The 24,092-nt window shown below is 61.1% G+C and carries 20 protein-coding genes; 13 read left to right on the top strand and 7 right to left on the bottom strand.

Going from position 1 to position 24,092, the window contains the following annotated elements:
• Window positions 1-47 precede the first annotated feature (47 nt).
• The 9 genes from OLZ32_RS03425 (at window position 48) to OLZ32_RS03385 (ending at window position 11,156) form a co-directional block, all read left to right on the top strand.
• The gene (locus tag OLZ32_RS03425) at window positions 48-1,124 is read left to right on the top strand and encodes a BMP family ABC transporter substrate-binding protein (protein WP_011651947.1); all 1,077 of its coding nucleotides are present in this window, start codon (window positions 48-50) and stop codon (window positions 1,122-1,124) included.
• Between the two features lie 144 nt (window positions 1,125-1,268).
• A complete protein-coding gene (gene ytfQ / locus OLZ32_RS03420) occupies window positions 1,269-2,231 on the top strand; it encodes a galactofuranose ABC transporter, galactofuranose-binding protein YtfQ (RefSeq protein ID WP_264395557.1) in 963 nt (320 codons plus the stop codon).
• A gap of 231 nt (window positions 2,232-2,462) precedes the next feature.
• Window positions 2,463-3,986, top strand: coding sequence for a galactofuranose ABC transporter, ATP-binding protein YtfR (gene ytfR, locus OLZ32_RS03415; protein WP_264395556.1), 1,524 nt, complete (start codon window positions 2,463-2,465; stop codon window positions 3,984-3,986).
• Window positions 3,983-4,996: an ABC transporter permease gene (locus tag OLZ32_RS03410; RefSeq protein ID WP_264395555.1), complete on the top strand. Its 1,014-nt coding sequence runs from the start codon at window positions 3,983-3,985 to the stop codon at window positions 4,994-4,996. Before ytfR ends, OLZ32_RS03410 begins: the two co-directional genes overlap by 4 nt.
• A complete protein-coding gene (gene yjfF / locus OLZ32_RS03405; protein WP_003539590.1) occupies window positions 4,993-5,961 on the top strand; it encodes a galactofuranose ABC transporter, permease protein YjfF in 969 nt (322 codons plus the stop codon). Before OLZ32_RS03410 ends, yjfF begins: the two co-directional genes overlap by 4 nt.
• A gap of 16 nt (window positions 5,962-5,977) precedes the next feature.
• A complete protein-coding gene (locus tag OLZ32_RS03400) occupies window positions 5,978-6,763 on the top strand; it encodes a FadR/GntR family transcriptional regulator (RefSeq protein WP_011651950.1) in 786 nt (261 codons plus the stop codon).
• A 165-nt stretch (window positions 6,764-6,928) separates the two neighbouring features.
• Window positions 6,929-8,290, top strand: a complete 1,362-nt coding sequence (gene glmU, locus OLZ32_RS03395; protein ID WP_264395554.1) for a bifunctional UDP-N-acetylglucosamine diphosphorylase/glucosamine-1-phosphate N-acetyltransferase GlmU — start codon at window positions 6,929-6,931, stop codon at window positions 8,288-8,290.
• A gap of 196 nt (window positions 8,291-8,486) precedes the next feature.
• Entirely contained in the window at window positions 8,487-10,313 is a 1,827-nt protein-coding gene (gene glmS, locus OLZ32_RS03390; protein WP_264395769.1) for a glutamine--fructose-6-phosphate transaminase (isomerizing), read from the top strand.
• A gap of 135 nt (window positions 10,314-10,448) precedes the next feature.
• Entirely contained in the window at window positions 10,449-11,156 is a 708-nt protein-coding gene (locus OLZ32_RS03385) for a DUF502 domain-containing protein (RefSeq protein WP_012757426.1), read from the top strand.
• A gap of 81 nt (window positions 11,157-11,237) precedes the next feature.
• Here the strand turns inward: OLZ32_RS03385 and recG are convergent, their stop codons facing one another.
• Window positions 11,238-13,343: an ATP-dependent DNA helicase RecG gene (gene recG / locus OLZ32_RS03380; protein ID WP_264395553.1), complete on the bottom strand. Its 2,106-nt coding sequence runs from the start codon at window positions 13,341-13,343 to the stop codon at window positions 11,238-11,240.
• Window positions 13,344-13,435: 92 nt separating this feature from the next.
• Between recG and OLZ32_RS03375 the strand changes: the two genes are divergently transcribed.
• The 3 genes from OLZ32_RS03375 (at window position 13,436) to OLZ32_RS03365 (ending at window position 17,769) form a co-directional block, all read left to right on the top strand.
• Complete coding sequence (locus tag OLZ32_RS03375) at window positions 13,436-13,741, top strand: FAD assembly factor SdhE (protein ID WP_264395552.1); 306 nt, start codon at window positions 13,436-13,438, stop codon at window positions 13,739-13,741.
• Window positions 13,738-17,238 carry a transcription-repair coupling factor gene (gene mfd / locus OLZ32_RS03370; RefSeq protein WP_264395551.1) on the top strand — a complete coding sequence of 1,167 codons (3,501 nt, stop codon included), beginning with the start codon at window positions 13,738-13,740 and terminating at the stop codon, window positions 17,236-17,238. Before OLZ32_RS03375 ends, mfd begins: the two co-directional genes overlap by 4 nt.
• 63 nt (window positions 17,239-17,301) lie before the next feature.
• Window positions 17,302-17,769 carry an OsmC family protein gene (locus OLZ32_RS03365; RefSeq protein WP_264395550.1) on the top strand — a complete coding sequence of 156 codons (468 nt, stop codon included), beginning with the start codon at window positions 17,302-17,304 and terminating at the stop codon, window positions 17,767-17,769.
• Window positions 17,770-17,845: 76 nt separating this feature from the next.
• On the opposite strand, the gene OLZ32_RS39320 is transcribed toward OLZ32_RS03365, so the two are convergent.
• From OLZ32_RS39320 to OLZ32_RS03350, 4 genes are all read right to left on the bottom strand, one after another.
• Window positions 17,846-18,064, bottom strand: a complete 219-nt coding sequence (locus tag OLZ32_RS39320; protein ID WP_406646905.1) for an imm11 family protein — start codon at window positions 18,062-18,064, stop codon at window positions 17,846-17,848.
• The gene (locus OLZ32_RS03360; protein WP_264395549.1) at window positions 18,051-18,470 is read right to left on the bottom strand and encodes a hypothetical protein; all 420 of its coding nucleotides are present in this window, start codon (window positions 18,468-18,470) and stop codon (window positions 18,051-18,053) included. The genes OLZ32_RS39320 and OLZ32_RS03360 overlap by 14 nt, the downstream gene beginning before the upstream one ends.
• A 99-nt stretch (window positions 18,471-18,569) precedes the next feature.
• Window positions 18,570-19,241 (bottom strand): DsbA family oxidoreductase, encoded by a 672-nt coding sequence (locus OLZ32_RS03355; protein WP_264419565.1) that lies wholly within the window; start codon window positions 19,239-19,241, stop codon window positions 18,570-18,572.
• Between the two features lie 65 nt (window positions 19,242-19,306).
• Window positions 19,307-21,109, bottom strand: coding sequence for an extracellular solute-binding protein (locus OLZ32_RS03350; protein ID WP_264395547.1), 1,803 nt, complete (start codon window positions 21,107-21,109; stop codon window positions 19,307-19,309).
• Between the two features lie 283 nt (window positions 21,110-21,392).
• Between OLZ32_RS03350 and OLZ32_RS03345 the strand changes: the two genes are divergently transcribed.
• Entirely contained in the window at window positions 21,393-22,055 is a 663-nt protein-coding gene (locus tag OLZ32_RS03345) for an invasion associated locus B family protein (protein WP_264395546.1), read from the top strand.
• A gap of 114 nt (window positions 22,056-22,169) precedes the next feature.
• Here OLZ32_RS03345 and hspQ read toward each other — a convergent pair whose 3' ends face one another.
• Both hspQ and glnA read right to left on the bottom strand, forming a co-directional pair.
• On the bottom strand, window positions 22,170-22,499 hold the full coding sequence (hspQ, locus tag OLZ32_RS03340) for a heat shock protein HspQ (RefSeq protein WP_003539613.1): 330 nt from the start codon (window positions 22,497-22,499) through the stop codon (window positions 22,170-22,172).
• A 159-nt stretch (window positions 22,500-22,658) separates the two neighbouring features.
• Window positions 22,659-24,068 carry a type I glutamate--ammonia ligase gene (glnA, locus tag OLZ32_RS03335; protein ID WP_264419563.1) on the bottom strand — a complete coding sequence of 470 codons (1,410 nt, stop codon included), beginning with the start codon at window positions 24,066-24,068 and terminating at the stop codon, window positions 22,659-22,661.
• Between the last annotated feature and the right edge of the window lie 24 nt (window positions 24,069-24,092).

Below are 24,092 nucleotides of genomic sequence, written 5' to 3'. Positions count from 1 at the left end.
ACAACAAACAAGACGGGTTTCGAAACTTCCAACCAACAGGGATCAATATGAAAAAACTTGCACTTGCTCTCGCAGCGACAGCTGCCCTCGTCCTGAGCATCGGTTCGGCCGCCGAGGCGGCTGACAAGACCAAGGTCTGCTTCGTTTATGTCGGCACCCGCACCGACGGTGGCTGGACGCAGGCCCATGAGAACGGCCGCCTCCAGCTCGAGAAGGAATTCGGCGACAAGATCGAGACGCCCTACCTCGAAAGCGTCCCGGAAGGCCCGGATGCCGAACGCGCAATCGAGCGCATGGCCCGGTCCGGTTGCTCGCTGATTTTCACCACGTCCTTCGGTTTCATGGACCCGACTATTGCCGTCGCCAAGAAGTTCCCGAAAGTGAAGTTCGAGCATGCGACAGGCTTCAAGGCCGCCGACAATGTCGCGACCTACAATTCCCGCTTCTATGAAGGCCGCTACATCAGTGGCATTATCGCCGGCAAGCTCTCGAAAACCGGCACGGCCGGCTATATCGCCTCCTTCCCGATCCCCGAGGTGGTGATGGGCATCAATGCCTTCGAAACTGGCGCCAAGTCGGTCAATCCGAACTTCAAGATGAAGGTTATCTGGGTCAACACGTGGTTCGACCCGGGCAAGGAAGCCGATGCCGCCAAGGCGCTGATCGACCAGGGCGTCGATATCCTCACCCAGCACACCGACACGACGGCTCCAATGCAGGTCGCCGAGCAGCGCGGCGTCAAGGCCTTCGGCCAGGCTTCCGACATGATCAAGGCTGGTCCGAACGTCCAGTTGACCGCGATCATCGACACTTGGGGCAATTATTACGTCAAGCGCGTAAAGGCACTTCTCGACGGCACCTGGAAGTCAGAGCAGAGCTGGGATGGCCTCAAGGACGGCATCCTGACTATGGCGCCCTATACCAACATGCCCGACGACGTGAAGAAACTCGCAGAGGAAACCGAAGCCAAGATCAAATCAGGCGAACTGCATCCCTTCACCGGCCCGATCAACAAGCAGGACGGCACGCCTTGGTTGAAGGCCGGCGAGAAGGCCGATGACGGCACGCTGCTCGGCATGAACTTCTATGTCGAAGGTGTGGACGACAAGCTGCCGGGTAAATAATCCCGCAAGCCATCTCGCGGATGCGAAGAGCGCCCTTTTGGGCGCTCTTTTTTGCTGCAATGCATCCCAAGATTCCGATTTACAAAAGTAATACTATATGATTTTTTGACCCTGCGCCGCGAGATGCGGCATTGGGAGGAAATCATGAAATTGAAGACTGCACTTTTGGGTGCCACGATTCTGGCTGTCTGCATGTTCGGTTCGGCTTCGGCCGCCGGCCTCACTGTCGGCTTCTCGCAGATCGGCTCGGAATCGGGCTGGCGTGCGGCTGAAACGACCGTGACCAAGGAACAGGCCAAGAAGCGCGGCATCGATCTGAAGTTTGCCGATGCGCAGCAGAAGCAGGAAAACCAGATCAAGGCTCTGCGCTCCTTCATTGCTCAGGGCGTCGATGCCATTCTCATTGCTCCGGTCGTCGAAACCGGCTGGGACGACGTTCTCAAGGAAGCCAAGGAAGCCGAAATCCCGGTCATCCTTCTCGACCGTACCATCAAGGCTCCCGACGATCTCTACCTGACGGCGGTGACGTCGGATCTGGTCCATGAAGGCAAGGTCGCAGGCGACTTCCTGGTCAAGACCGTGGGCGACAAGAAGTGCAATGTCGTCGAGCTGCAGGGCACCACCGGTTCGTCGCCGGCCATCGCCCGCAAGAAGGGCTTCGAAGAGGCTCTTGCCGGCCACGACAACCTCAAGATCGTTCGCAGCCAGACCGGTGATTTCACCCGCACCAAGGGCAAGGAAGTCATGGAAAGCTTCCTGAAGGCCGAGAATGGCGGCAAGGATATCTGCGCTCTCTACGCCCATAATGACGACATGGCCGTCGGCGCCATCCAGGCGATCAAGGAAGCCGGCCTGAAGCCCGGCAAGGATATCCTCGTCGTCTCCATCGACGCCGTGCCCGATATCTTCAAGGCGATGTCCGAAGGCGAGGCCAATGCCACGGTCGAGCTGACGCCGAATATGGCAGGTCCGGCCTTCGATGCGCTCGAAGCCTATCTGAAGGACAAGAAGGCCCCGGCCAAGTGGATCCAGACCGAGTCGAAACTCTACACGCCGGCCGACGAGCCGATGAAGGTCTACGAAGAGAAGAAGGGTCAGGGCTACTGATCTGATATGACGCCGCTGCATAATTCCTGAAATCGGAATTCGATTTCCGGACAAAATTATGCAGCAATTCAAAGCGCTACAGCGTCCTCTATGCCTCTCGAAAAGACGAGGCGGCGCTGTAGAACCGCACCGGCCCGTCATGGACCGGTGCGGAACTGCCTTTGCCGCCTTGGGACGTCATGTCCGGCCGCGGCGCGGCTTTTGCCGTCAATATCAGGAAAACAAACCCTTATGATTCACGATTTCGAGAACGTTCTCGCGGCCTCCGGAATATCGAAATTCTTTCCCGGCGCAGTGGCGCTGGACAAGGTCGATTTCACGCTACGCAGAGGCGAGGTGCATGCATTGCTGGGCGAGAACGGCGCCGGCAAGTCGACGCTGATCAAGTGCATCACCGGCGCCTATCATCGTGACGAGGGCAGCCTGATGCTGGACGGCCAGGAAATCAATCCGGCCAACACGCTCGCCGCCCAGAAGCTCGGTATCGGCACGGTCTACCAGGAGGTCAACCTGCTGGCCAATCTGAGCGTTGCCGAAAATCTCTTTCTCGGCCGCCAGCCACGGCGCTTCGGCATGACCGACGTGCGCGCAATGAACCGCAAGGCGCGTGATCTGCTCACCGGCTACGGCATCGATATCGACGTTACCGCCGAACTCGGCCGTTTCTCTGTCGCTGTCCAGCAGGTGGTTGCCATCGCCCGTGCCGTCGATCTCTCAGGCAAGGTACTGATCCTCGACGAGCCCACTGCAAGTCTCGACAATCAGGAAGTGGCGCTGCTCTTCCGCATCATCGACGACCTGAAGAAGCGCGGCCTCGGCATCGTCTTCGTCACCCATTTTCTCGAGCAGGTCTATGCGATCAGCGACCGTATTACCGTGCTGCGCAACGGCAAGCTCGTCGGCACCCGCGACGCCGCCGATCTGCCGCGCCAGGGCCTGATCGCCATGATGCTCGGCCGCGAGCTGGCCCATGTCGAAGAGACTGTCAGGGAACGCAGCCTTGCGGCAGGCGACGTCCGATACCGTTTTTCAGGCTACGGCAAACGCGGCAAGGTCAAGCCTTTCGATCTCGATGTGCGCGCCGGAGAGGTTGTCGGCATCGCCGGGCTGCTCGGTTCCGGACGCACCGAAACCGCCGAACTGCTCTTCGGCATCGAGCATGCCGACAGCGGCAGCGCCACGATCGACGGCCAGCCCGCGACGATTTCTAGCCCGCGCGCGGCGATCGCAAAAGGCTTCGGCTTTTGCCCCGAGGACCGCAAGACCGATGGCATCATCGGCGACCTGTCGATCAGGGAGAACATCGCACTGGCGCTGCAGGCCCGCCGCGGCTGGACGCGGCCGCTGTCGCGCGCCGAGCAGAATACGCTTGCCGACCGCTACATCAAGGCGCTCGATATCCGCACCACCGATCGCGAGAAGCCGATCCGCCTACTGTCAGGCGGCAATCAACAGAAAGCGATCCTCGCCCGCTGGCTGGCGACCAATCCGAAGTTTCTGATCCTCGACGAGCCGACCCGCGGCATCGATGTCGGCGCCCATGCCGAGATCATCCGGCTCATCGAAGAGCTCTGTGCCGGCGGCATGTCGCTGATCGTGATTTCCTCGGAACTTGAAGAGCTTGTCGCCTATAGTTCACGTGTCATCGTATTGCGCGACAGGCAACATATCGCCGAATTGACAGGCGAGCGTATCACCGCTGCCGGCATCGTCGATGCCATCGCTGCGGCCGAGCACAAGATGGAGGATGCATGAAGTCCTCGCTGAAAGCGCTGGCATATCGCCTGGCGCCGCAATTGATTGCGCTCGTTGTCATTCTTCTGTTGAATTTCATCACGTCGCCGCAGTTTCTTAATGTCGTGGTTCAGAATGACCGCCTCTATGGCAGCCTGATCGACGTGCTGAACCGCGGCGCGCCGGTGGCGCTGCTGGCGATCGGCATGACGCTGGTCATCGCCACCAAGGGCATCGACCTGTCCGTCGGTGCGGTCATCGCGATCTGCGGCGCCGTTGCCGCTTCGTCGATTGTATCAGGAAATTCAGTTGCTTATACTATTATCCTGACGCTTGCGATCGGGCTTGCCTGCGGCGTCTGGAACGGTTTCCTGGTGGCGGTCCTCAATATCCAGCCGATCATCGCCACGCTGGTGCTGATGGTGGCCGGCCGCGGCATCGCCCAGCTCATCACCGAAGGTGCCATCCTGACCTTCAACGATGATGGGCTGACCTTCTTCGGCAGCGGTTCGCTGGCTCTCCTGCCGATGCCTGTCGTCATCTGGTTCCTCGTCGGCCTGCTCGTCATCCTGCTGGTCCGCCGCACGGCGCTTGGCATGCTGATCGAGGCCGTCGGCATCAATCGCCGCGCCAGCACGCTCTCCGGCATTCAAACACCGGTGCTGCTGATGGCGGTCTATATGCTGAGCGGGATCTGCGCCTCGATTGCGGGCATCATCGTCGCAGCCGACATCAAGGGCGCCGATGCCAACAATGCCGGCCTATGGCTGGAACTCGACGCCATCCTCGCCGTCGTCGTCGGCGGCAATTCGCTGCTCGGCGGCCGCTTCAGCATTCTCGGGTCGCTGATCGGCGCGATGATCATCCAGGCGGTGAATACCGGCATTCTGTCCGCCGGCTTCCCGCCTGAATTCAACCTGATCATCAAGGCCGTCATCATTATCGTCATCCTCGTCATCCAGTCGCCGGCGGTACAATCGCTCGCCATCTTCGCCAGCCGCCGGCAGGGCGGTAGGGAGCAGCCGAAATGAACTCCAAATACCTGCCGCTGCTTGCGACCATCGTCATCTTCGTGCTCGCCTATGCCGGCTGCGCGCTGCAATATCCGAACATTCTGTCGACGCGCGTCATCGGCAATTTATTGACCGACAACGCCTTTCTCGGCATCGCCGCCGTCGGCATGACCTTCGTCATCATTTCGGGCGGCATCGATCTGTCGATCGGCTCGGTCATCGCCTTTACCGGCGTCTTTCTCGCGGTGATCCTGCAGAACACTTCGATCCATCCGCTGCTCGCCTTCGCGCTGGTGCTCGTCATCACGACTGCCTTTGGCGGTATCATGGGCGCGATCATCCACTATCTCGAAATGCCGGCCTTCATCGTCACCCTTGCCGGCATGTTCCTGGCGCGCGGCATGGCATTCGTGCTCTCCATCGACAGCATCCCGATCAACCACGAATATTATTCGACGCTGACGAGCCTCTATTATCGTCTGCCAGGCGGCGGGCGGCTGACGCTGATCGGCGGTATCATGCTTCTGGTCTTTGCCGTCGGCATCTTCATTGCCCAGCGCACGCGCTTCGGCACCAACGTCTATGCACTCGGCGGCGGTCCGCAGACGGCGCGGCTGATGGGTGTGCCGGTCGGCCGCACGACAATCCAGATCTATGCGCTGTCGGGATTTCTGGCAGGCCTATCCGGGATCGTTTTTTCGCTGTACACCTCTGCCGGATATTCTCTTGCAGCGGTTGGCGTCGAACTCGATGCCATCGCGGCGGTCGTCATCGGAGGGACGCTGCTGACCGGAGGAGCGGGATTCGTGGCGGGAACCTTGATCGGTATCCTGATCCAGGGGCTCATTCAGACCTACATCACCTTCGACGGTACGCTGTCGAGCTGGTGGACCAAGATCCTGATTGGCCTTTTGCTGTTTGCATTCATTCTGATGCAGAAAGCCATCCTGTTCGTTTCCAGTCTGAACAAGAGGTACGCCTGAGGGGGAGACGGATCGCTTGCGCTACAAATTGGACGAGACACGCAAGACGGGGCGCAGAACGCGGACGAGCCACGCCCAAGTCGTCGACGAACTCGGCAAGGCGATCGTCGCCGGCACCTATCCCGTTGGCTCGATCCTGCCAGGCGATACGGAACTGGCGCAGCGTTTCAAAGTGTCCCGCACCGTGTTGCGCGAGACGATGAAGACGCTTGCCGCCAAAGGCATGGTCGTCGCCAAGGCCCGGGTCGGCACACGTGTGACCGAGAAGAATCTCTGGAACATGTTCGACAGCGAGATTATCGCCTGGCACTTCGACAACGGCGTGACGGAAGAATTCCTGCTGCAGCTCTACGATATTCGTCTCGCCTTCGAACCCTTCGCCGCCGGTCTCGTCGCTGAACGGGCGAATACCGAGGAGATCGAGACGCTGCGCGAGCTGGCGCTCGAGATGGCGGCGGCCGGTCATACGGCCGACAGCCTGGCGCTCGCCGACCTTCGTTTTCACCTGGCGATCGCCGAAGCCTCGCACAATCCCTTCATGCGGACACTCGGCAGCCTTATCGAAGCGGCTCTCGTCGGCATGTTCCGCATGAGTACGCCGCCAACCGAAAACGGCTTCGCCAATATCGCCGACACCCATATGCGCATCGTCGATGCGATCGTTTCCGGCGATAACGCCGCCGCGCGCCGTGCGATGGAAGACGTCATCCTGGACGGACGCCATCATGTCCATGAAGCCTTCGCGGCCGGCGGTTCCGAAACCGTCATAGGGTCGATTTCGGCCGCAATTTCACCTTTGTGAAGGCTTTGCTTATCGACAACGCCGCGCGTCTTTTCGAGAGCCGCAAAGGACGCTGCAGCGCTTTGAGTTGCTGGATAATTTTATCCTTAAATCGATTCCGATTTTGGGAATTATGCAGTATGAGGCGATAAAGCCGCCTCACGGCGCGGATTCGCGGAGCAAATCATGGAACGCACTTGTCTTGCCGTCATCCTTGCCGCCGGTGACAGCACGCGGATGAAATCCTCGAAATCGAAGGTCCTGCATCCGGTCGCCGGTCGGCCGATGATCGCCCATGTGGTCGAGGCGGTTGCCTCCGCCGGCATCTCGTCCGTCGCCCTTGTGGTCGGCCGTGATGCCGAGGACGTGGCAAAGGCGGCAAGCATCGCCGGCGTCGACATCGAATCCTTTCTGCAGAAGGAACGCCTCGGCACCGGCCACGCGGTGCTGGCGGCACGCGAAGCGATCGCCAAGGGTTATGACGATATCCTCGTCACCTATGGCGATGTGCCGCTCCAGACCAACGGACCGCTGAAGGCCGCCCGCCAGGGCCTTGCCGATGGCAGCGATGTCGTCGTCATCGGCTTCCACACCGACCGCCCGACCGGCTACGGCCGCCTGCTCGTCAAGGACGGCGAACTCATCGCCATCCGCGAGGAAAAGGATGCGACCGATGCCGAGCGCACCGTCACCTGGTGCAATAGCGGGCTGATGGCGATCAACGGCAGAAAGGCGCTCGATCTTCTCACGCGCATCGGCAATGCCAATGCCAAGGGCGAATTCTATCTGACCGATCTCGTCGAGATCGCCCGTTCGCTCGGCGGACGCGTCACCGCCGTCGATGCCCCCGAGATCGAGATGACCGGCTGCAACACCCGTGCCGAACTCGCCGTCATCGAGCGTTTCTGGCAGGAGCGCCGCCGCCACCAGATGATGCTTTCCGGCGTCACCATGATCGCGCCGGAAACGGTTTTTCTCTCCTACGATACCGTCATCGGCCAGGATGCGCTGATCGAGCCGAACGTCGTCTTCGGTCCTGGTGCTGTGATCGATAGCGGCGCCGTCATCCATGCCTTCTCGCATATCGAAGGCGCGCATGTCAGCCAGGGCGCGACCGTCGGCCCCTTTGCGCGGCTGCGTCCGGGTGCGGATCTCGGGACCGGTTCGAAGGTCGGCAATTTCTGCGAGGTCAAGAACGGCCGGCTCGGCGAGGGCGCCAAGGTCAACCACCTGACTTACATCGGCGATGCCGTCATCGGCGCCGGCAGCAATATCGGCGCCGGCACGATCACTTGCAACTATGACGGCGTCAACAAGAGCGAGACGGTGATCGGCGAAAACGCCTTCATCGGTTCCAATTCTTCGCTGGTCGCGCCGGTGACGATTGGCGACGGCGCCTATATCGCCTCCGGCAGCGTCATCACTGCCGACGTGCCGGCCGACGCGCTGGCGCTCGGCCGCGCCCGGCAGGAGATCAAGCCCGGCCGCGCGACGCTGCTGCGTGAGCGTGCGCTCGCCATCAAGGCGGCGAATAAGGCGAAAGCCTGACCGGCCTTGCGTAACCGGCGGAAATTCAAAGTGACCGCCGAGGTGATTGAGAAATAAGCAGGAATCGTTAGGACTGGCCTCATCGAAGCCTAAGGCAATTCCAGCAAAAGTGCGCAGCGGTTTTGCGTCCGGAATTGCGCAGAGACAAACAGAAGAGCATTTCCGGATTCAGGAAATGCTCGAGTGGGGATACTATATGTGCGGCATTGTGGGGATCGTCGGAACTGCGCCTGTTGCCGGGCGCCTGGTCGATGCGCTGAAGCGTCTCGAATATCGCGGTTACGATTCCGCCGGCGTCGCCACCATTCATGACGGCGTGATGGATCGCCGCCGCGCCGAGGGCAAGCTGTTCAATCTGGAAAAGCGGCTCGACAGCGAACCGCTGCCCGGCACCGTCGGCATCGCCCACACGCGCTGGGCGACCCACGGCGTTCCGAACGAGACCAATGCCCATCCGCATTTCGTCGAAGGCGTCGCCGTCGTCCATAATGGCATCATCGAGAACTTCTCCGAGCTTCGCGACGAGTTGACCGAAGAGGGCTCGGTCTTCGAAACCCAGACCGACACTGAGGTGGTCGCCCATCTGATGGCGAAATACCTGCGCGAAGGCCTGGAGCCGCGCGCCGCCATGCTGAAGATGCTGAACCGGGTAACCGGCGCCTATGCGCTGGCCATCATGCTCAAGGCCGACCCCGGCACGATCATGGCCGCCCGTTCCGGCCCGCCGCTTGCCGTCGGCTATGGCCGCGGCGAAATGTTCCTCGGCTCGGATGCGATCGCGCTATCGCCTTTCACCAACGAGATCACCTATCTCGTCGACGGCGATTGCGCCATCCTCAGCAGCGACGGTGTCGCGGTGCTCGATTTCGCCGGCAAGCCGGTCAAGCGCGCCCGGCAGATCTCGCAGGCGACCGCCTATGTCGTCGACAAGGGCAACCACCGCCACTTCATGGAAAAGGAAATCTACGAGCAGCCGGAGGTGATCTCTCACGCGCTCAGCCACTATGTCGATTTCGCCGAGAACACGATTGGCGCCAATGCCGCCGCGATCGACTTCAAGGCGGCGACCGGCCTTGCGATCTCGGCCTGCGGCACCGCCTATCTCGCCGGCCTCGTCGGCAAATACTGGTTCGAGCGTTATGCCCGCCTGCCGGTCGAGATCGACGTCGCCTCCGAATTCCGCTATCGCGAAATGCCGCTGTCGCCGTCGCAGGCCGCTCTCTTCATCTCGCAGTCCGGCGAGACCGCCGATACGCTGGCATGCTTGCGTTATTGTCGGGACAACGGGTTGAAGATCGGCGCCGTCGTCAATGTCCGCGAATCGACGATCGCGCGCGAATCCGATGCCGTCTTCCCGATCATGGCCGGGCCCGAAATCGGCGTCGCCTCGACCAAGGCCTTCACCTGCCAGCTTGCCGTGCTGGCAGCGCTGGCGATCGGCGCCGGCAAGGCGCGCGGCACGGTGAGTGCGGACGAGGAGAGGGCGCTGGTGCGCCATCTCGCCGAAATGCCGCGCATCATGAGCCGCGTGCTGAACCTTATCCAGCCGCAGATGGAAAGCCTGTCGCGCGAGCTGTCGAAGTGCAAGGACGTGCTCTATCTCGGCCGCGGCACCAGCTTCCCGCTCGCCATGGAAGGCGCGCTGAAGCTCAAGGAAATTTCCTATATCCACGCCGAAGGTTACGCCGCCGGCGAATTGAAGCACGGACCGATCGCGCTGATCGACGAGAACATGCCTGTCATCGTTATCGCCCCCTACGACCGTTTCTTCGAAAAGACCGTCTCGAACATGCAGGAGGTCGCAGCCCGCGGAGGCCGCATCATCTTCATCACCGACGAGGCCGGTGCAGCCGCTTCGAAACTGCCGACCATGGCGACAATCACCCTGCCTGTGGTCGATGAAATCATCGCGCCGATGATCTTTTCGCTGCCGATCCAGTTGCTCGCCTATCACACCGCCGTCTTCATGGGCACCGATGTCGATCAGCCGCGCAACCTGGCGAAATCCGTGACCGTGGAATAAGCCTGTAACGCCGCGACCGTCGCGCCGAAACATATTGTGCGACGCCCCGAATTCTGGCAATTTTGGTCTGCGGACAAGGGGGAAGGGCCGGCGTACCGGCCTGTCCACGACTGAGATGGAGATCATCAGGAAACGATGACCGACAACACCCCCAGAATGCCGGTCGCGACGCGGCTGAGGAACAATTTTCTCGCAGGGCTGATCATCTGCGCGCCGATCGCGATCACCATCTGGCTGACCTGGACCTTCATCCATTGGTCGGACAGTTGGGTCCGGCCCTATATTCCAGCGCGCTGGAATCCGGAAAGCTATCTCAATTTCGCCATTCCCGGTTTCGGTCTGCTGATTGCCATCGTGCTGATCACCGTCGTCGGCTTCCTCGGCAAGAACCTCATTGGCCAGAGCATCGTCCGGTTCGGCGAATCGATCGTTCAGCGCATGCCGCTGGTGCGCACGATCTACAGAAGCGTGAAGCAGATTTTCGAAACCGTGTTGAAGGAACAGGCAAACTCCTTCAAGAAGGTCGGTCTCATCGAATATCCGGGTCCCGGTCTCTGGGCACTGATCTTCATCGCCACCGACGCCAAGGGCGAAATCGCTTCGAAGTTCAATGCGATGGGCCAGGATATGGTCGCCGTCTTCCTACCGCCGACGCCGGTGCCGACCGCCGGCTTCCTCATCTTCGTGCCGCGCGAAAAAATCGTCATGCTCGATATGTCGCCGGAAGACGCCGCCAAGTTCCTGATTTCAGGCGGGCTTGTGGCGCCCGAACACAAACCGGCCGATCCCAAGCAGAAGCATTTGCCGCGGCCGAAGCCGGTGGCGGTTTCCAAGGCTGAATGATGCATGTCGCCCAAAAGTGTTCAGCGGTTTTGGGGTAACGACATGCATAGAACAAAGACTTAAAGCGCGCCGTAGCGCGCTTTAACCCGCTCTAAGAAACCGGATCGCCTCGTCGCGGCGGAAAAGATAGAGCAGGGTGCGGATCGCCGTTCCCCTCTCGGTGGTCAAATCCGGATCGCGCTCGATCAGGTAAGCGGCATCCTTGCGGGCGATCTCCAGCAGGTCGGCATGCGCCTCGAGGCTGGCGATGCGAAAGCCCGGCGTTCCGGATTGCCTTGTGCCGAGCAATTCGCCTTCACCGCGCAGCTTCAGGTCCTCCTCGGCAATGCGGAAGCCGTCCTCCGTCTCCCGCATGATCGAGAGCCTGGCATGGCCGGTCTCGCCGAGCGGCCCCTTGTAGAGCAGGATGCAGGTCGAGGCCTCGTCGCCGCGCCCGACGCGGCCGCGCAGCTGATGCAATTGCGCCAAGCCGAAGCGTTCGGCATGTTCGATCACCATGATCGTCGCATCCGGCACGTCGACACCGACCTCGACGACGGTGGTGGCGACGAGCAGCCGGGTCTCGCCATTCTTGAACGCCATCATCGCCGCGTCCTTCTCCGGCCCGCTCATGCGACCGTGGATGAGGCCGATGCCCGGACCAAGTGCTGAGACCAGCGTCGCATGCCGCTCCTCGGCCGACATCAGGTCGAGTTCCTCGGACTCCTCCACCAGCGGGCAGATCCAGTAGGCCTTCTTGCCCTCCGTGATCGCGCTTTGCAGCCGGCAGACGATTTCGCCGGTCCGTTCCATCGGCACGGTGATCGTCTGGATCGGCTTGCGGCCGGCCGGTTTTTCGATGAGCTTGGAGACGTCCATATCGCCGAAGGCGGCGAGCACCAGCGTGCGCGGGATCGGCGTCGCCGTCATGACCAGCATATGCGGCGAGAGGCCCTTGGCGGTCAGCCGCAGGCGCTGATGCACGCCGAAACGGTGCTGCTCGTCGACCACGGCAAGCATCAGATTGGCGTAGGCGACGCTGTCCTGGAACAGCGCATGCGTGCCGATGACGATCTGGGCGGCACCCGAGGCGATGCGCTCCAGGATTTCTTCCCGTTCGCGTCCCTTGGTGCGCCCGGTCAGCACCTCGATGCCGAGCCCGGCAGAGGCGGCGAATTTCGAGATCGTCGCGTGGTGCTGCCGCGCCAGGATTTCGGTCGGCGCCATCAGCACGGCCTGGCCGCCGCTCTCGATCACCGCCGCCATCGCCATCAGCGCCACCAGCGTCTTGCCGGAACCGACATCGCCCTGCAGCAGCCGCAGCATGCGCTCGTTGCCGGCCATATCCTTCAAAACCTCGGCGATCGCCTCGTTCTGGCTGCCGGTCAGCGAGAAGGGCAACGCCTTCAGGATCTTGCTGCTGATTACGCCGGTCGCAGTGACCGGCTGGCCCGCCACCTTGCGCAGCCTCTGCCGCACCAGGCTCAGCGACAGCTGGCCGGCGAGGAACTCGTCATAGGCAAGCCGCCGCCGGGCAGGGGCCTGCGGGTCGATATCGCTGGGGTCGCGCGGCTCGTGCAGCATGTGGAAACTGTCGCGGATCGACGGCAGTCCCTGTTTCTCAGTCAAGGCCAGGTCGATCCATTCCGGCAGCTCGGGAAAACGCGGCAGGCCGGCGTCGATGATCTTGCGGAGCGTCTTCGGCGAGAGCCCCGCCGTCAGCGGATAGATCGGTTCGACCAGCGGTAGGCTCTCCGCCTCGTCGGCCCTGACGATATAATCGGGATGGACCATCGAGGCGCGGCCGTTGAACCAGTCGATCTTGCCGCTGACGGTCACCTCCGCGTCAACAGGCAGCTGCTTTTCCAGCCACGCTGCCTGTCCGCGGAAGAAGACCAGCGTCAGCTCGCCGGTCTCGTCATGCAGGAAGACGCGGTAGGGGATATTGCTTTTGCCGCCCGGCGGCACTTGGTGGCGGTCGACGCGCGCCGTGATCGTCACGATCGCGCCCTGCGGCGCGCGCGCGATTCCAGGCTGGTTGCGCCTGTCGATCAGCGAAAAGGGCGCGTGGAAGAGCAGGTCGATCACCCGGCAATCCTCCAGCGTCTCGCGCCCGAGCAGCTTGACCAACAGGTCGGCGATCTTCGGGCCGACGCCCGGAAGGCCCGAAATAGGGGAAAACAGAGGATCGAGAATGGCGGGGCGCATGCGGCCAAAATGCGATGAACAATGCGGCGTTGGCAAGGCTGACAAGCCGCTTTCGAGGGTCTATAGAGGCGCATCAACAGGAAGGTAATGCCATGACAGGTGTCACGCTCACGAGTGCCGGTCTCGACCCGCGCCGCCGCCGGATCCTTTTCCGCTGCTGGCATCGCGGGCTGCGCGAAATGGATCTGGTCTTCGGCCAGTTCGCCGAGGCCGAGATCGCGACGCTGTCGGAAGCCGAGCTCGACGAGTTCGAGGCGATCATGGCGGAAGAGGACAATGATCTCGTCCGCTGGATCATGGGAACATGGCCGGTGCCTGAGCGTTTCCAGACACCGATGTTTGCCCGCATCGCCGCCTACAAGCCCGATTTTGACAAGCCCCTCAGGACGCCGGAATGATCCCTGGTTTCGATGCGAAGAAGCTTGCGGCCATTGCCGAGCCGCTGACGATCGGCAATGTGCCGGCAGGTCTGGAGACGCTGCTGCTCGCCGAGTTCGCCCGAACGGGAGAGCCGGTCGCCTATGTCATGTCCGACGGCCACCGCATGGCCGATCTGGAGCAAATGCTGGGCTTCGTCGCCCCCGACATTCCGGTTCTCACCTTGCCGGCCTGGGACTGTCTGCCCTATGACCGCGTCTCGCCGAGTGCCGACACCTCGGCTCGCCGGCTGGCTGCACTCGGCGGCCTCATCGCCCATCGCAAGAAGCCGCATGCGGCAATCGTGCTCGTCACCGCCAATGCCATGCTGCAGAAGGTGGCGCCGCAGGATGTCATCGAAAGCCTGAGCTTTTCGGCTCGTCCCGGCAACCAGCTGCGCATGGACGATCTCGCCGGACGCCTGGAGCGCAACGGCTTCGAGCGGGTCGCCACCGTGCGCGAGGTCGGCGAATATGCCGTGCGCGGCGGCATTCTCGACGTCTTCGTGCCGGGTTCCGAAGAGCCGGTCCGCCTCGATTTCTTCGGCGACACGCTGGAAAGCATCCGCAGCTTCGATCCGGCAAGCCAGCGCACGATCGGGCAGGTGCGCTCCCTCGATCTCAATCCGATGAGCGAGGTGACGCTGACGCCCGATACGATCAGCCGTTTCCGCAAGAATTACCTCTCCGCTTTCGGCGCGACCACACGCGACGACGCGCTCTATCTCGCCGTCTCCGAAGGCCGCCGTTACCCCGGCATGGAGCACTGGCTGCCGCTTTTCTACGAGAAGCTCGATACCGTCTTCGATTATCTGAGCGGCTTCCGTATCATCATCGACCATACGGTGCGTGAAGCAGCCGAAGAGCGCTCCAAGCTCGTTTTCGATTATTACGACGCCCGCCTGAACTCCGGCCAGCCGGCCAAGGGGATGACGCAGGGCACGCCCTATAAGCCGGTGACGCCGGGCCAGCTCTATCTCGACAGCAAGCTTTTCGTCAAAACCCTCGACGCGCTCGGCGCGATCCGCATCAGCCCCTTCAACGAGCATGAGGGCGAGGCAAGGCGGGTCGTCAACGTCAACGCCCGCCAGGGCCAGCGCTGGGCTCGCACCAATGCCGAAGGCGGCGGCGATGCCGAACGCACCAACATCTTCGACGTCGTCGTCAAGCATATCGCCGACCGCCGTGCTGCCGGCGCGAAAGTGCTCGTCACCGCCTGGACCGAAGGCTCGCTGGAGCGCCTGCTGCAGGTGCTGAACGAGCACGGCCTCGAAAAGGTCAAGCCGATCGAGGCGCTGAAGGATGTCGGTTCGCTGGCGAGAGGCGAGGCGGCCGCTGCCGTGCTCAGCCTCGAAGCCGGCTTCGAGGCCGGCGATCTCGTCGTCATCGGCGAGCAGGATATCCTCGGCGACCGTATGGTGCGCCGCTCCAAGCGCCGCAAGCGCGCAGCCGATTTCATTTCGGAGGTCGCGGGCCTCGACGAGGGCTCGATCGTCGTCCACGCCGAACACGGTATCGGCCGCTTTATCGGGCTGAGGACCATTGAGGCCGCAGGCGCTCCGCATGCCTGCCTCGAACTGCAATATGCCGACGAGGCCAAGCTCTTCCTGCCGGTCGAAAACATCGATCTTCTCTCGCGTTACGGCGGCGAGGGTACCGAAGCCCAGCTCGACAAGCTCGGCGGCGGCGCCTGGCAGATGCGCAAGGCGAAGCTCAAGAAGCGCCTGCTCGACATGGCCGATGCGCTGATCCGCATCGCCGCCGAGCGCCTGACGCGCCATGCGCCGATGCTGACGACGCCGGAAGGCCTCTACGACGAATTTGCTGCCCGCTTCCCCTATGACGAGACCGAGGACCAGGAAAACGCCATCGAAGCCGTGCGCTCCGATCTCGGCGCCGGCCGGCCGATGGATCGCCTCGTCTGCGGCGACGTCGGCTTCGGCAAGACCGAAGTAGCGCTGCGCGCTGCCTTCGTCGCAGCGATGAACGGCGCCCAGGTCGCCGTCGTCGTGCCGACGACACTGCTTTCCCGCCAGCATTTCAAAACCTTTTCCGATCGCTTCCGCGGTCTGCCGGTGCGCATCCAGCAGGCCTCGCGCCTTGTCGGCGCCAAGGAGCTGGCGCTGACCAAGAAGGAAGTGGCGGAAGGCAAGACCGATATCGTCGTCGGCACCCATGCGCTGCTTGGGGCCGGCATCAAGTTCGCCAATCTCGGCCTGCTCGTCATCGACGAGGAGCAGCATTTCGGCGTCAAGCACAAGGAGCGGCTGAAGGAGCTGAAGAGCGACGTGCATGTGCTGACGCTGTCGGCAACGCCGATCCCGCGCACCCTGCAGCTTGCCATGACCGGCGTGCGCGAACTATCGCTGATCACCACGCCGCCGGTCGACCGCATGGCGGTGCGCACCTTCATCTCGCCCTTCGACAGTCTGGTCATCCGCGAGACGCTGATGCGCGAGCATTATCGCGGCGGCCAGAGCTTCTATGTCTGCCCAAGGCTTGCCGATCTCGAGGACGTGCATGCCTTCCTGCAGTCGGATGTGCCGGAGCTGAAGGTTGCCGTCGCCCATGGCCAGATGCCGGCCGGCGAACTCGAAGACATCATGAACGCCTTCTATGAAGGCCGCTACGACGTGCTTCTCTCGACCACCATCGTCGAATCCGGCCTCGACGTGCCCACCGCCAATACGCTGATCGTCCACCGAGCCGATATGTTCGGCCTTGCCCAGCTTTATCAGCTGCGCGGCCGCGTCGGCCGCTCGAAGGTGCGCGCTTTCGCGCTCTTTACCCTGCCGGTCAACAAAGTGCTGACGGCAACCGCAGAGCGCCGCCTCAAGGTGCTGCAGTCGCTGGATACGCTTGGCGCCGGTTTCCAGCTGGCGAGCCACGACCTCGATATCCGCGGCGCCGGCAACCTGCTCGGCGAGGAGCAATCCGGCCACATCAAGGAGGTCGGCTTCGAGCTTTACCAGCAGATGCTGGAAGAGGCGGTTGCCGAGGTCAAGGGTGTCGACGAGATCCACGACACCGGCTGGTCGCCGCAGATCTCGGTCGGCACGACGGTGATGATCCCGGAAGCCTACGTGCCCGATCTGCATCTGCGCATGGCGCTCTACCGCCGCCTTGGCGAAATTACCGAGCTCAAGGAGATCGATGGCTTCGGCGCCGAGATGATCGACCGCTTCGGGCCGATGCCGATCGAAGTCCAGCATCTGCTGAAGATCGTCTACATCAAGTCGCTCTGCCGCACCGCCAATGTCGAAAAGCTCGATGCCGGCCCGAAGGGTGTCGTCGTGCAGTTCCGCAACAAGGAATTCCCCAATCCGGCCAACCTCGTCGGTTATATCGGCAAGCAGGGCACGATGGCGAAGATCCGCCCCGATCACAGCCTGTTCCTGACCCGCGACCTGCCGACGCCGGAAAAACGCCTGCAGGGCGCAGCTGTTATCATGACGCAATTGGCGGAACTCGCGAAATAGAGCAATTCCAGCAAAACTGTGCCCCGGTTTTGCGTCCGGAATTGCGTGGAAAAGGAGACAAGGATGGCAACATACGGCGCAACGATCGCCTGGCAGCGCAACGGCGAGACCTTCACCGACAACCGCTACAGCCGCGCCCACCGCTGGACCTTCGACGGCGGCATCGAGGTGAGGGCGTCCTCTTCCGCGCATGTCGTGCCGCTGCCCTATTCCGCCGAGGATGCCGTCGATCCGGAGGAAGCTTTCGTCGCCTCGCTCTCCAGCTGCCACATGCTCTGGTTCCTGTCGATCGCCGCCAAACAGCGCTTTTGCGTCGACAGCTACACCGATGCCGCCGAGGGCATCATGGAGAAGAATGCCGAAGGCCGCCTTGCCATGACCGTCGTGACGCTGCGTCCGCATGTCGTCTTCAGCGGCGAAAAGCAGCCTTCGCTCAGCGAGCTGGAAGCGCTGCACCATCGCGCCCATGAGGAATGTTTCATCGCTAATTCGGTGAAAACCGAGGTGCGCTGCGTTCCGGTTCTGGGCTGAAGCTTGGGTTGTTGCCAAACCGAAATTCCTGTAGCTTTGCTCTACAGCGAAGTTCGGATGCGCCACTTGGCCCTTACTATTTCTGCAAAAAGCCAACTTGTCGGAAAGAAACACCTTTGATATCCTGGCTTTTACAAATGTCCTTAAATGTTTGATCGCAAAGGGTTAAGTCCGCACACTCGACCAAGCGGAATAGGTGCGCACCATTGAGGATCGCAGGCAAAAATTGCCAATTAGCTCCGCCGGATATCAAATACGTGCCCCATTTGCTGACGCGAATTTCAGATTTCTCCAAGTCTACGGCGTTCCGGTATGAATCGACAACGCTGCACAGATTGCCGGGCCGGGTTTTCCGTCAGCAAACTCGGTATCGCACAACATATATTCGCAGGACTTTGCAGCGAATTGATCGAGTAACCCCTCATTTTTTCGGAGACGAAAAGAAAATACTCGACCGAATAGAGGTCTTTCATCTTTCGCTTTTGATCAACGATCAGTTTTGGTGTTTCGATGTAATCAGGGATCCGCCATGGGCCGCGCGGCAAATCAAGCATACTATCGGGCCACGGAGCTCCCCCATAATTGAGGCCGAGCCCACGTCCATTTGATTGCAGCCTGTCCCAGTTTGAAAATTCCCAGTTATAGTCCCCGCTGGAACCAACTATGTAAATCTCTTGACGCTTCGCTTTGGCGCCACTCATGTTCGCGCCAAGTCGTGCTTGAAAATATAAACCCTATGGCTGGCTCTCGTGGACAGCTCTACCGCAGTTGTTCAATCTCGATCGGCATGGCCGGCGACGTCAGTTCAGCCCCGACCGCGCCTCGGTTTTCGCCTTGGCGATGTCGCGCAGCGCGTTCGCCAATACGTCAGGCGTCTGTGCGCCGCTGACGGCATATTGCTGATCGAAGATGAAGAACGGCACGCCGTTGACGCCCATCTCCTGGGCCGCCTTGATCTCGGCGACGATCAGATCGCGATCGGCATCGGAGGCAAGCAGCGAGGCGATGACCGAGCGGTTGAGGCCTGATTTTTCGGCGATATCGAGCAGCACAGCATGGTCGCCGATATTGCGGCCTTCTTCGAAATTCGCCTTGAACAGCGCGGCAACGACCTTGTCCTGCTTCTCGCGTCCTTCGATCATCGCCCAGTGGATCAGCCGATGCGCATCGAGCGTGTTCGGGCCGATCTTGATCGCCTCGAAATCGAAGGCGATGCCGACTTCGCGGCCGTAATCGGTGAGCATCTTGTGTGCCTGCGCCACGCGCTCCTCGCCGCCGAGCTTCTCCGCCAGCGCCTTCTTCTGATCGACGCCTTCCTTGGGGTAGTCGGGATTGAGCTGGTACGGCCGCCAGTTGATGTCGACGCCGATTTGGTCCTGCACCTCGGCGATGGCGAGTTCCAGCCGCGCCTTGCCGAGATAGCACCAGGGGCAGACGACATCCGAGACGACGTCGATGGTGATACGCTCCATGATGATTTTCCTTATTCTGCGCGTCTCCAAGGGAGACATTCAAGCCGGGGTGGTTCGGCTGCTTCTTATTGGGCGCTCGTATCCCACCATAGCGGCAGCTGATAGCCATAGAGCGGCACCGTGTCGGGATGGCCGATGCGTTTGCTGCGCGCCACCCATTGCTGACCCATATGATAGAGCGGCAGCACGTAATGGCTGGACAGCAGCAGCCGGTCGTAGGAGCGCACCGCCGCGGTGAAATCCTCCGCCGACCGCGCCCGGAGCAGGTGATCGATCAACGTATCGAGATCGGGGTCGGCAGCGCCCGCGAAACTGTCGCTGCCCTCGCGGGTCTTGGCGGCCGAAGACCAGCGGCCGAGCTGTTCGTTTCCAGGCGATAGCGAGGACGTGTAGGACTTCATGATCATGTCGTAGTCGAAGCTGTTCGTCCGGCTCTGGTATTGCGAATCGTCGACCGTGCGGATCGAAGCGGCAATGCCGATCGCCTGCAGCGAGCGTTGATAGGCGACGGCGAGCTTCTCCTGGTCGGCATTCTGCGTCATGATCTCGAAGGCGAGCTGGCGGCCGGACGCATTGAGCATCTTGCCGCCCTGGATCGTATAGCCGCCCTGTTTCAACTGCTCGACGGCCTGTTTCAGCACATTGCGGTCACGGCCGGAACCGTCGGTGACCGGCAGCTTGTAGGTGCCGTCGAGAATCTCCGGCGCGATCTTGTCCTTGATCGGCCCGAGCAGGGCAAGCTCGGCTGCATTGGCGGGAACGCCGAAACTCGACAGCTCGGAATTCTGCCAGAAGCTCTGCGTGCGTTTATAGGCTCCGGAATAAAGGTTCTTGTTCGCCCATTCGAAATCGAACACCAGCGACAGGCCTTCGCGCACCTTTGGATCGGCAAAGATCGGCCGGCGCGTATTGAACACGAAGCCGAGCATGCCGCTCGGCAGTTTCGGCGTGAACACGTCCTTGACCACAGCCCCCGAGGTGACGGCGGGGAAATTATAGGCATTGGCCCAATGACCGGGATTGCCGTCGGGATAGATGTCGACATCGCCCTTCTTGAAGGCCTCGAACAGCGTCGTGTCCTGCAGGAAATACTGGACGGTGATCTGGTCGTAATTGTCGGTGCCGACCTTGGCGGGAATGTCCTTGCCCCAGTAATTCGGATCGCGCTCATAGGTGATGCTCTCGCCGGGCTTCACCGTCTTCACCTTGTAGGGACCGGAGCCGACCGGGGGCGTCAGCGAGGAACGGTCGAAGGTTGCCGGATCGATCGCATGTTTCGGCAGCACCGGGAACAGGCCGAAAATCAAAGGCGTCTCGCGGTCGGCCTTGTCGTTGAAGGTGAATCGCACGCCGCGCTCGCCGACCTTCTCCATCTTGGCGACGACGTTGAGGCGGTTGGCGAAGGGCACGCGACCCTTGTCGCGCATCAGCTCGAAGGTGAACATCACATCCTCGGGCGTCACCGGCTGGCCATCGGCCCATTTCGCCTTCGGATTGAGGTTGAACTGGATGAAGCTCCTGTCGTCGTCCCATTCGACCGTTTCGGCCAGCAGGCCGTAGAGGGTGAAGGGCTCGTCCCTGGAGCGCTGCATCAGCGATTCGTAGACGAGATTGCCATAATCCGGATCCCACATGCCGCGCGCCGTCGTGCGCATGCTCTTCAGGATGAACGGGTTGAGGTTATCGAAGGTGCCGACGACGCCATAGGTGATCTTGCCGCCCTTTTTCACGTCGGGATTGACGTAAGGGAAGTGCTTGTAGTCCGGCGGCAAAGCCGGCTCGCCGTGCATCGCGATGCCATGCAGCGGCTCGGCAGCGACAGTACCGCACAGCAGCGAGAGGAAGAGGGGGACGACAATCCGGAGCATTCGGCAATCCTTGTCCGTGAAAACGGGGCATGATTCACGTCAAGATTATCATGGGGTCGACTGATTCCAACACAGAGCGGCGATTTCTTTGGCATCGCGACGAAATGCACCTCAAATTGCCAAAGAAAAGCTGGATATCTTGAACGCTGCGATGTAACAGGTGAACCCGAAGTTTCGGGGTCATGCATTTGCCTTATTTTTTTAAGAGGTGGAGTGCCGAACGACCCGATGGTTGGGGTGGCAAACCGCTGCCCCGAACGGATATCAGGAGACGGAATTCGTTATGATGTTCAAGTCTGAAAAGAAAATGCGGGCAGCACTGTCCGTTCTGGCAGTGGTGTTCGGCGCTTCGGCTCCGGTCTCCTCCTTCGCGCAGGATGCGGCGGCACCGGCTCCGGCCGATGCGCCGGCACAGGCCGCAGGAGCGCCGAAGCTCGGCTGGTACAAGACCTGCAGCAAGCAGGAAGACAACGACATCTGTGTTGTCCAGAACCTGATCCTCGCCAATGGCGGCCAACTCGTCACGGCCGTCGGCCTGATCTCGGTTTCCGGCAAGATCAACCGCAAGCTCCTGCAGGTCTCGGTTCCCACGGCACGCCTGGTTCCTCCCGGCGTCATGATGCAGATCGATGGCGGCAAGGGCCAGAAGCTCGACTACGCTGTCTGCCTGCCGGACAAGTGCACCGCCGAAATTCCGCTGACCGACGCGATGATCGCCAGCCTCAAGAAGGGCAGCGACGTGATCTTCACCTCGATCAACTTCCGCCGGGCCCCGAACCCGATCAAGATCTCGCTTGAAGGCTTCACCGGCGCTTATGACGGCGAACCGGTTTCCGAATCCAAGCTCGCCGAAAGCCAGCGCAGCCTCCAGGAAGGCATGCAGAAGAAGGCCGAAGAAGCCCGCAAGAAGCTGGAAGACGCCCAGAAGGCAGCCAAGGCGCAGTAATCCTGCTGCTTTCTTTGAAACAGAAACCCGGCTTCGCGCCGGGTTTTTTGTTGCGCAAAGAAAAGGCCTCGCCGGGAGAAGCGAGGCCTTGATTCAACGATCGGCACGAGGGAGCTAGTGGGCGAAGCTCATCTTGGGTTTGAACTGCCCTGACGGGGCCTGATCGAAAATCTGGTAGATCTGCGGGTTGCGAAGCGGCGTGCCGCTTTCGTCGTTCATCAGGTTTTGCTCGGAGACATAAGCGACATATTCGCTTTCGTCATTCTCGGCGAGCAGGTGATAGAAGGGCTGATCCCTGCTCGGGCGCACCTCGGCGGGAATGGAATTCCACCATTCCTCCGTATTCGCGAACTCCGGATCAACGTCGAAGATGACGCCGCGAAACGGAAACACCTTGTGCCGAACCACTTCGCCGATACTGAACTTTGCTACTCTTTCTTTCATGGTACGACTTCCTTTCATCACCAAATTTGGTGATTGGTGCGCGCAAATCAAGATTTTTGCGCGGGTTCGTCACATGAACGTCATATCCTCGCCATTTGCCGTTCATGACCTGGGAGGCGAAAGCCCCGGCGGACCGGGACTTTCTGTGTTCAGGCCCGATCAGGCCGAATAGTACATGTCGTATTCGACCGGATGCGGCGTCATTTCGAAACGCATCACCTCAGCCATCTTCAGCTCGATGAAGGCATCGATCTGGTCGTCGTCGAAGACGCCGCCGGCCGTCAGGAACTTGCGGTCCTTGTCGAGGCTTTCGAGCGCTTCGCGCAACGAGCCGCAGACGGTCGGGATCTTCTTCAATTCCTTCGGCGGCAGGTCGTAGAGATCCTTGTCCATGGCCTTGCCGGGATGGATCTTGTTCTTGATGCCGTCGAGGCCGGCCATCAGCATGGCGGCAAATGCGAGATAGGGGTTGGCGGTCGGATCCGGGAAGCGGACTTCGACGCGCTTGGCTTTCGGGTTGGAGCCGAACGGAATGCGGCAGGAAGCCGAGCGGTTGCGAGCCGAATAGGCCAGCAGCACAGGGGCTTCGTAACCCGGGACGAGACGCTTGTAGGAGTTCGTCGACGGATTGGTGAAAGCGTTGATCGCCTTGGCATGCTTGATGATGCCGCCGATATAGAACAGGCAGCTCTCGGAAAGGCCGGCATATTCGTCGCCGGCAAAGGTCGGCTTGCCGCCCTTCCAGATCGACTGGTGCACATGCATGCCCGAGCCGTTGTCACCGAAGATCGGCTTCGGCATGAAGGTCGCCGTCTTGCCGTAGGCGTTGGCCACCTGGTGCACGACATATTTGTAGATCTGCATCTTGTCGGCGTTGCGCACCAGCGTATCGAACTTGATTCCGAGTTCGTGCTGGGCGGCAGCGACTTCATGGTGATGCTTTTCGACGACGACGCCCATTTCGGAGAGCACCGTCAGCATTTCCGAACGCATGTCCTGGGCGCTGTCGACGGGGGGAACCGGGAAGTAGCCGCCCTTGACGCGCGGGCGATGGCCGAGATTGCCGGTCTCGTAATCGGTATCGTCGTTCGACGGCAGTTCGGTCGAATCGAGCTTGAAGCCGGTATTGTAGGGATCGGCCTTGTACTTGACGTCGTCGAAGACGAAAAACTCGGCTTCAGGGCCGACGAAGACCGTATCGCCGATGCCGGATGCCTTGAGGTAGGCTTCGGCCTTCTTGGCGGTGCCGCGCGGATCGCGGTTATAGGCCTCGCCGGAGACCGGATCGAGGATGTCGCAGACGATGACCATGGTCGACTGAGCGAAGAATGGGTCCATATGCACCGTTTCAGGGTCGGGCATCAGCACCATGTCGGACTCGTTGATGGCCTTCCAGCCGCCGATCGAGGAACCGTCGAACATCACGCCGTCGGCGAACATGTCCTCATCGACGCAGACAACGTCCATCGTCACATGCTGCAGCTTGCCCTTCGGGTCGGTGAAACGCAGATCGACGAACTTTATGTCGTTCTCCTTGATCTGCTTCAGAATTTCGCTTGCGGTCGCCATTAATGAGTTTCCTCCGATTTGCGA

Origin of the sequence: Rhizobium acaciae, from assembly GCF_025941625.1 — a bacterium.
Taxonomy (GTDB): Bacteria; Pseudomonadota; Alphaproteobacteria; order Rhizobiales; family Rhizobiaceae; genus Rhizobium; species Rhizobium acaciae.
Note: the sequence above shows the minus strand (reverse complement) of the source record. Positions and strands in the feature narration are given on the sequence as shown.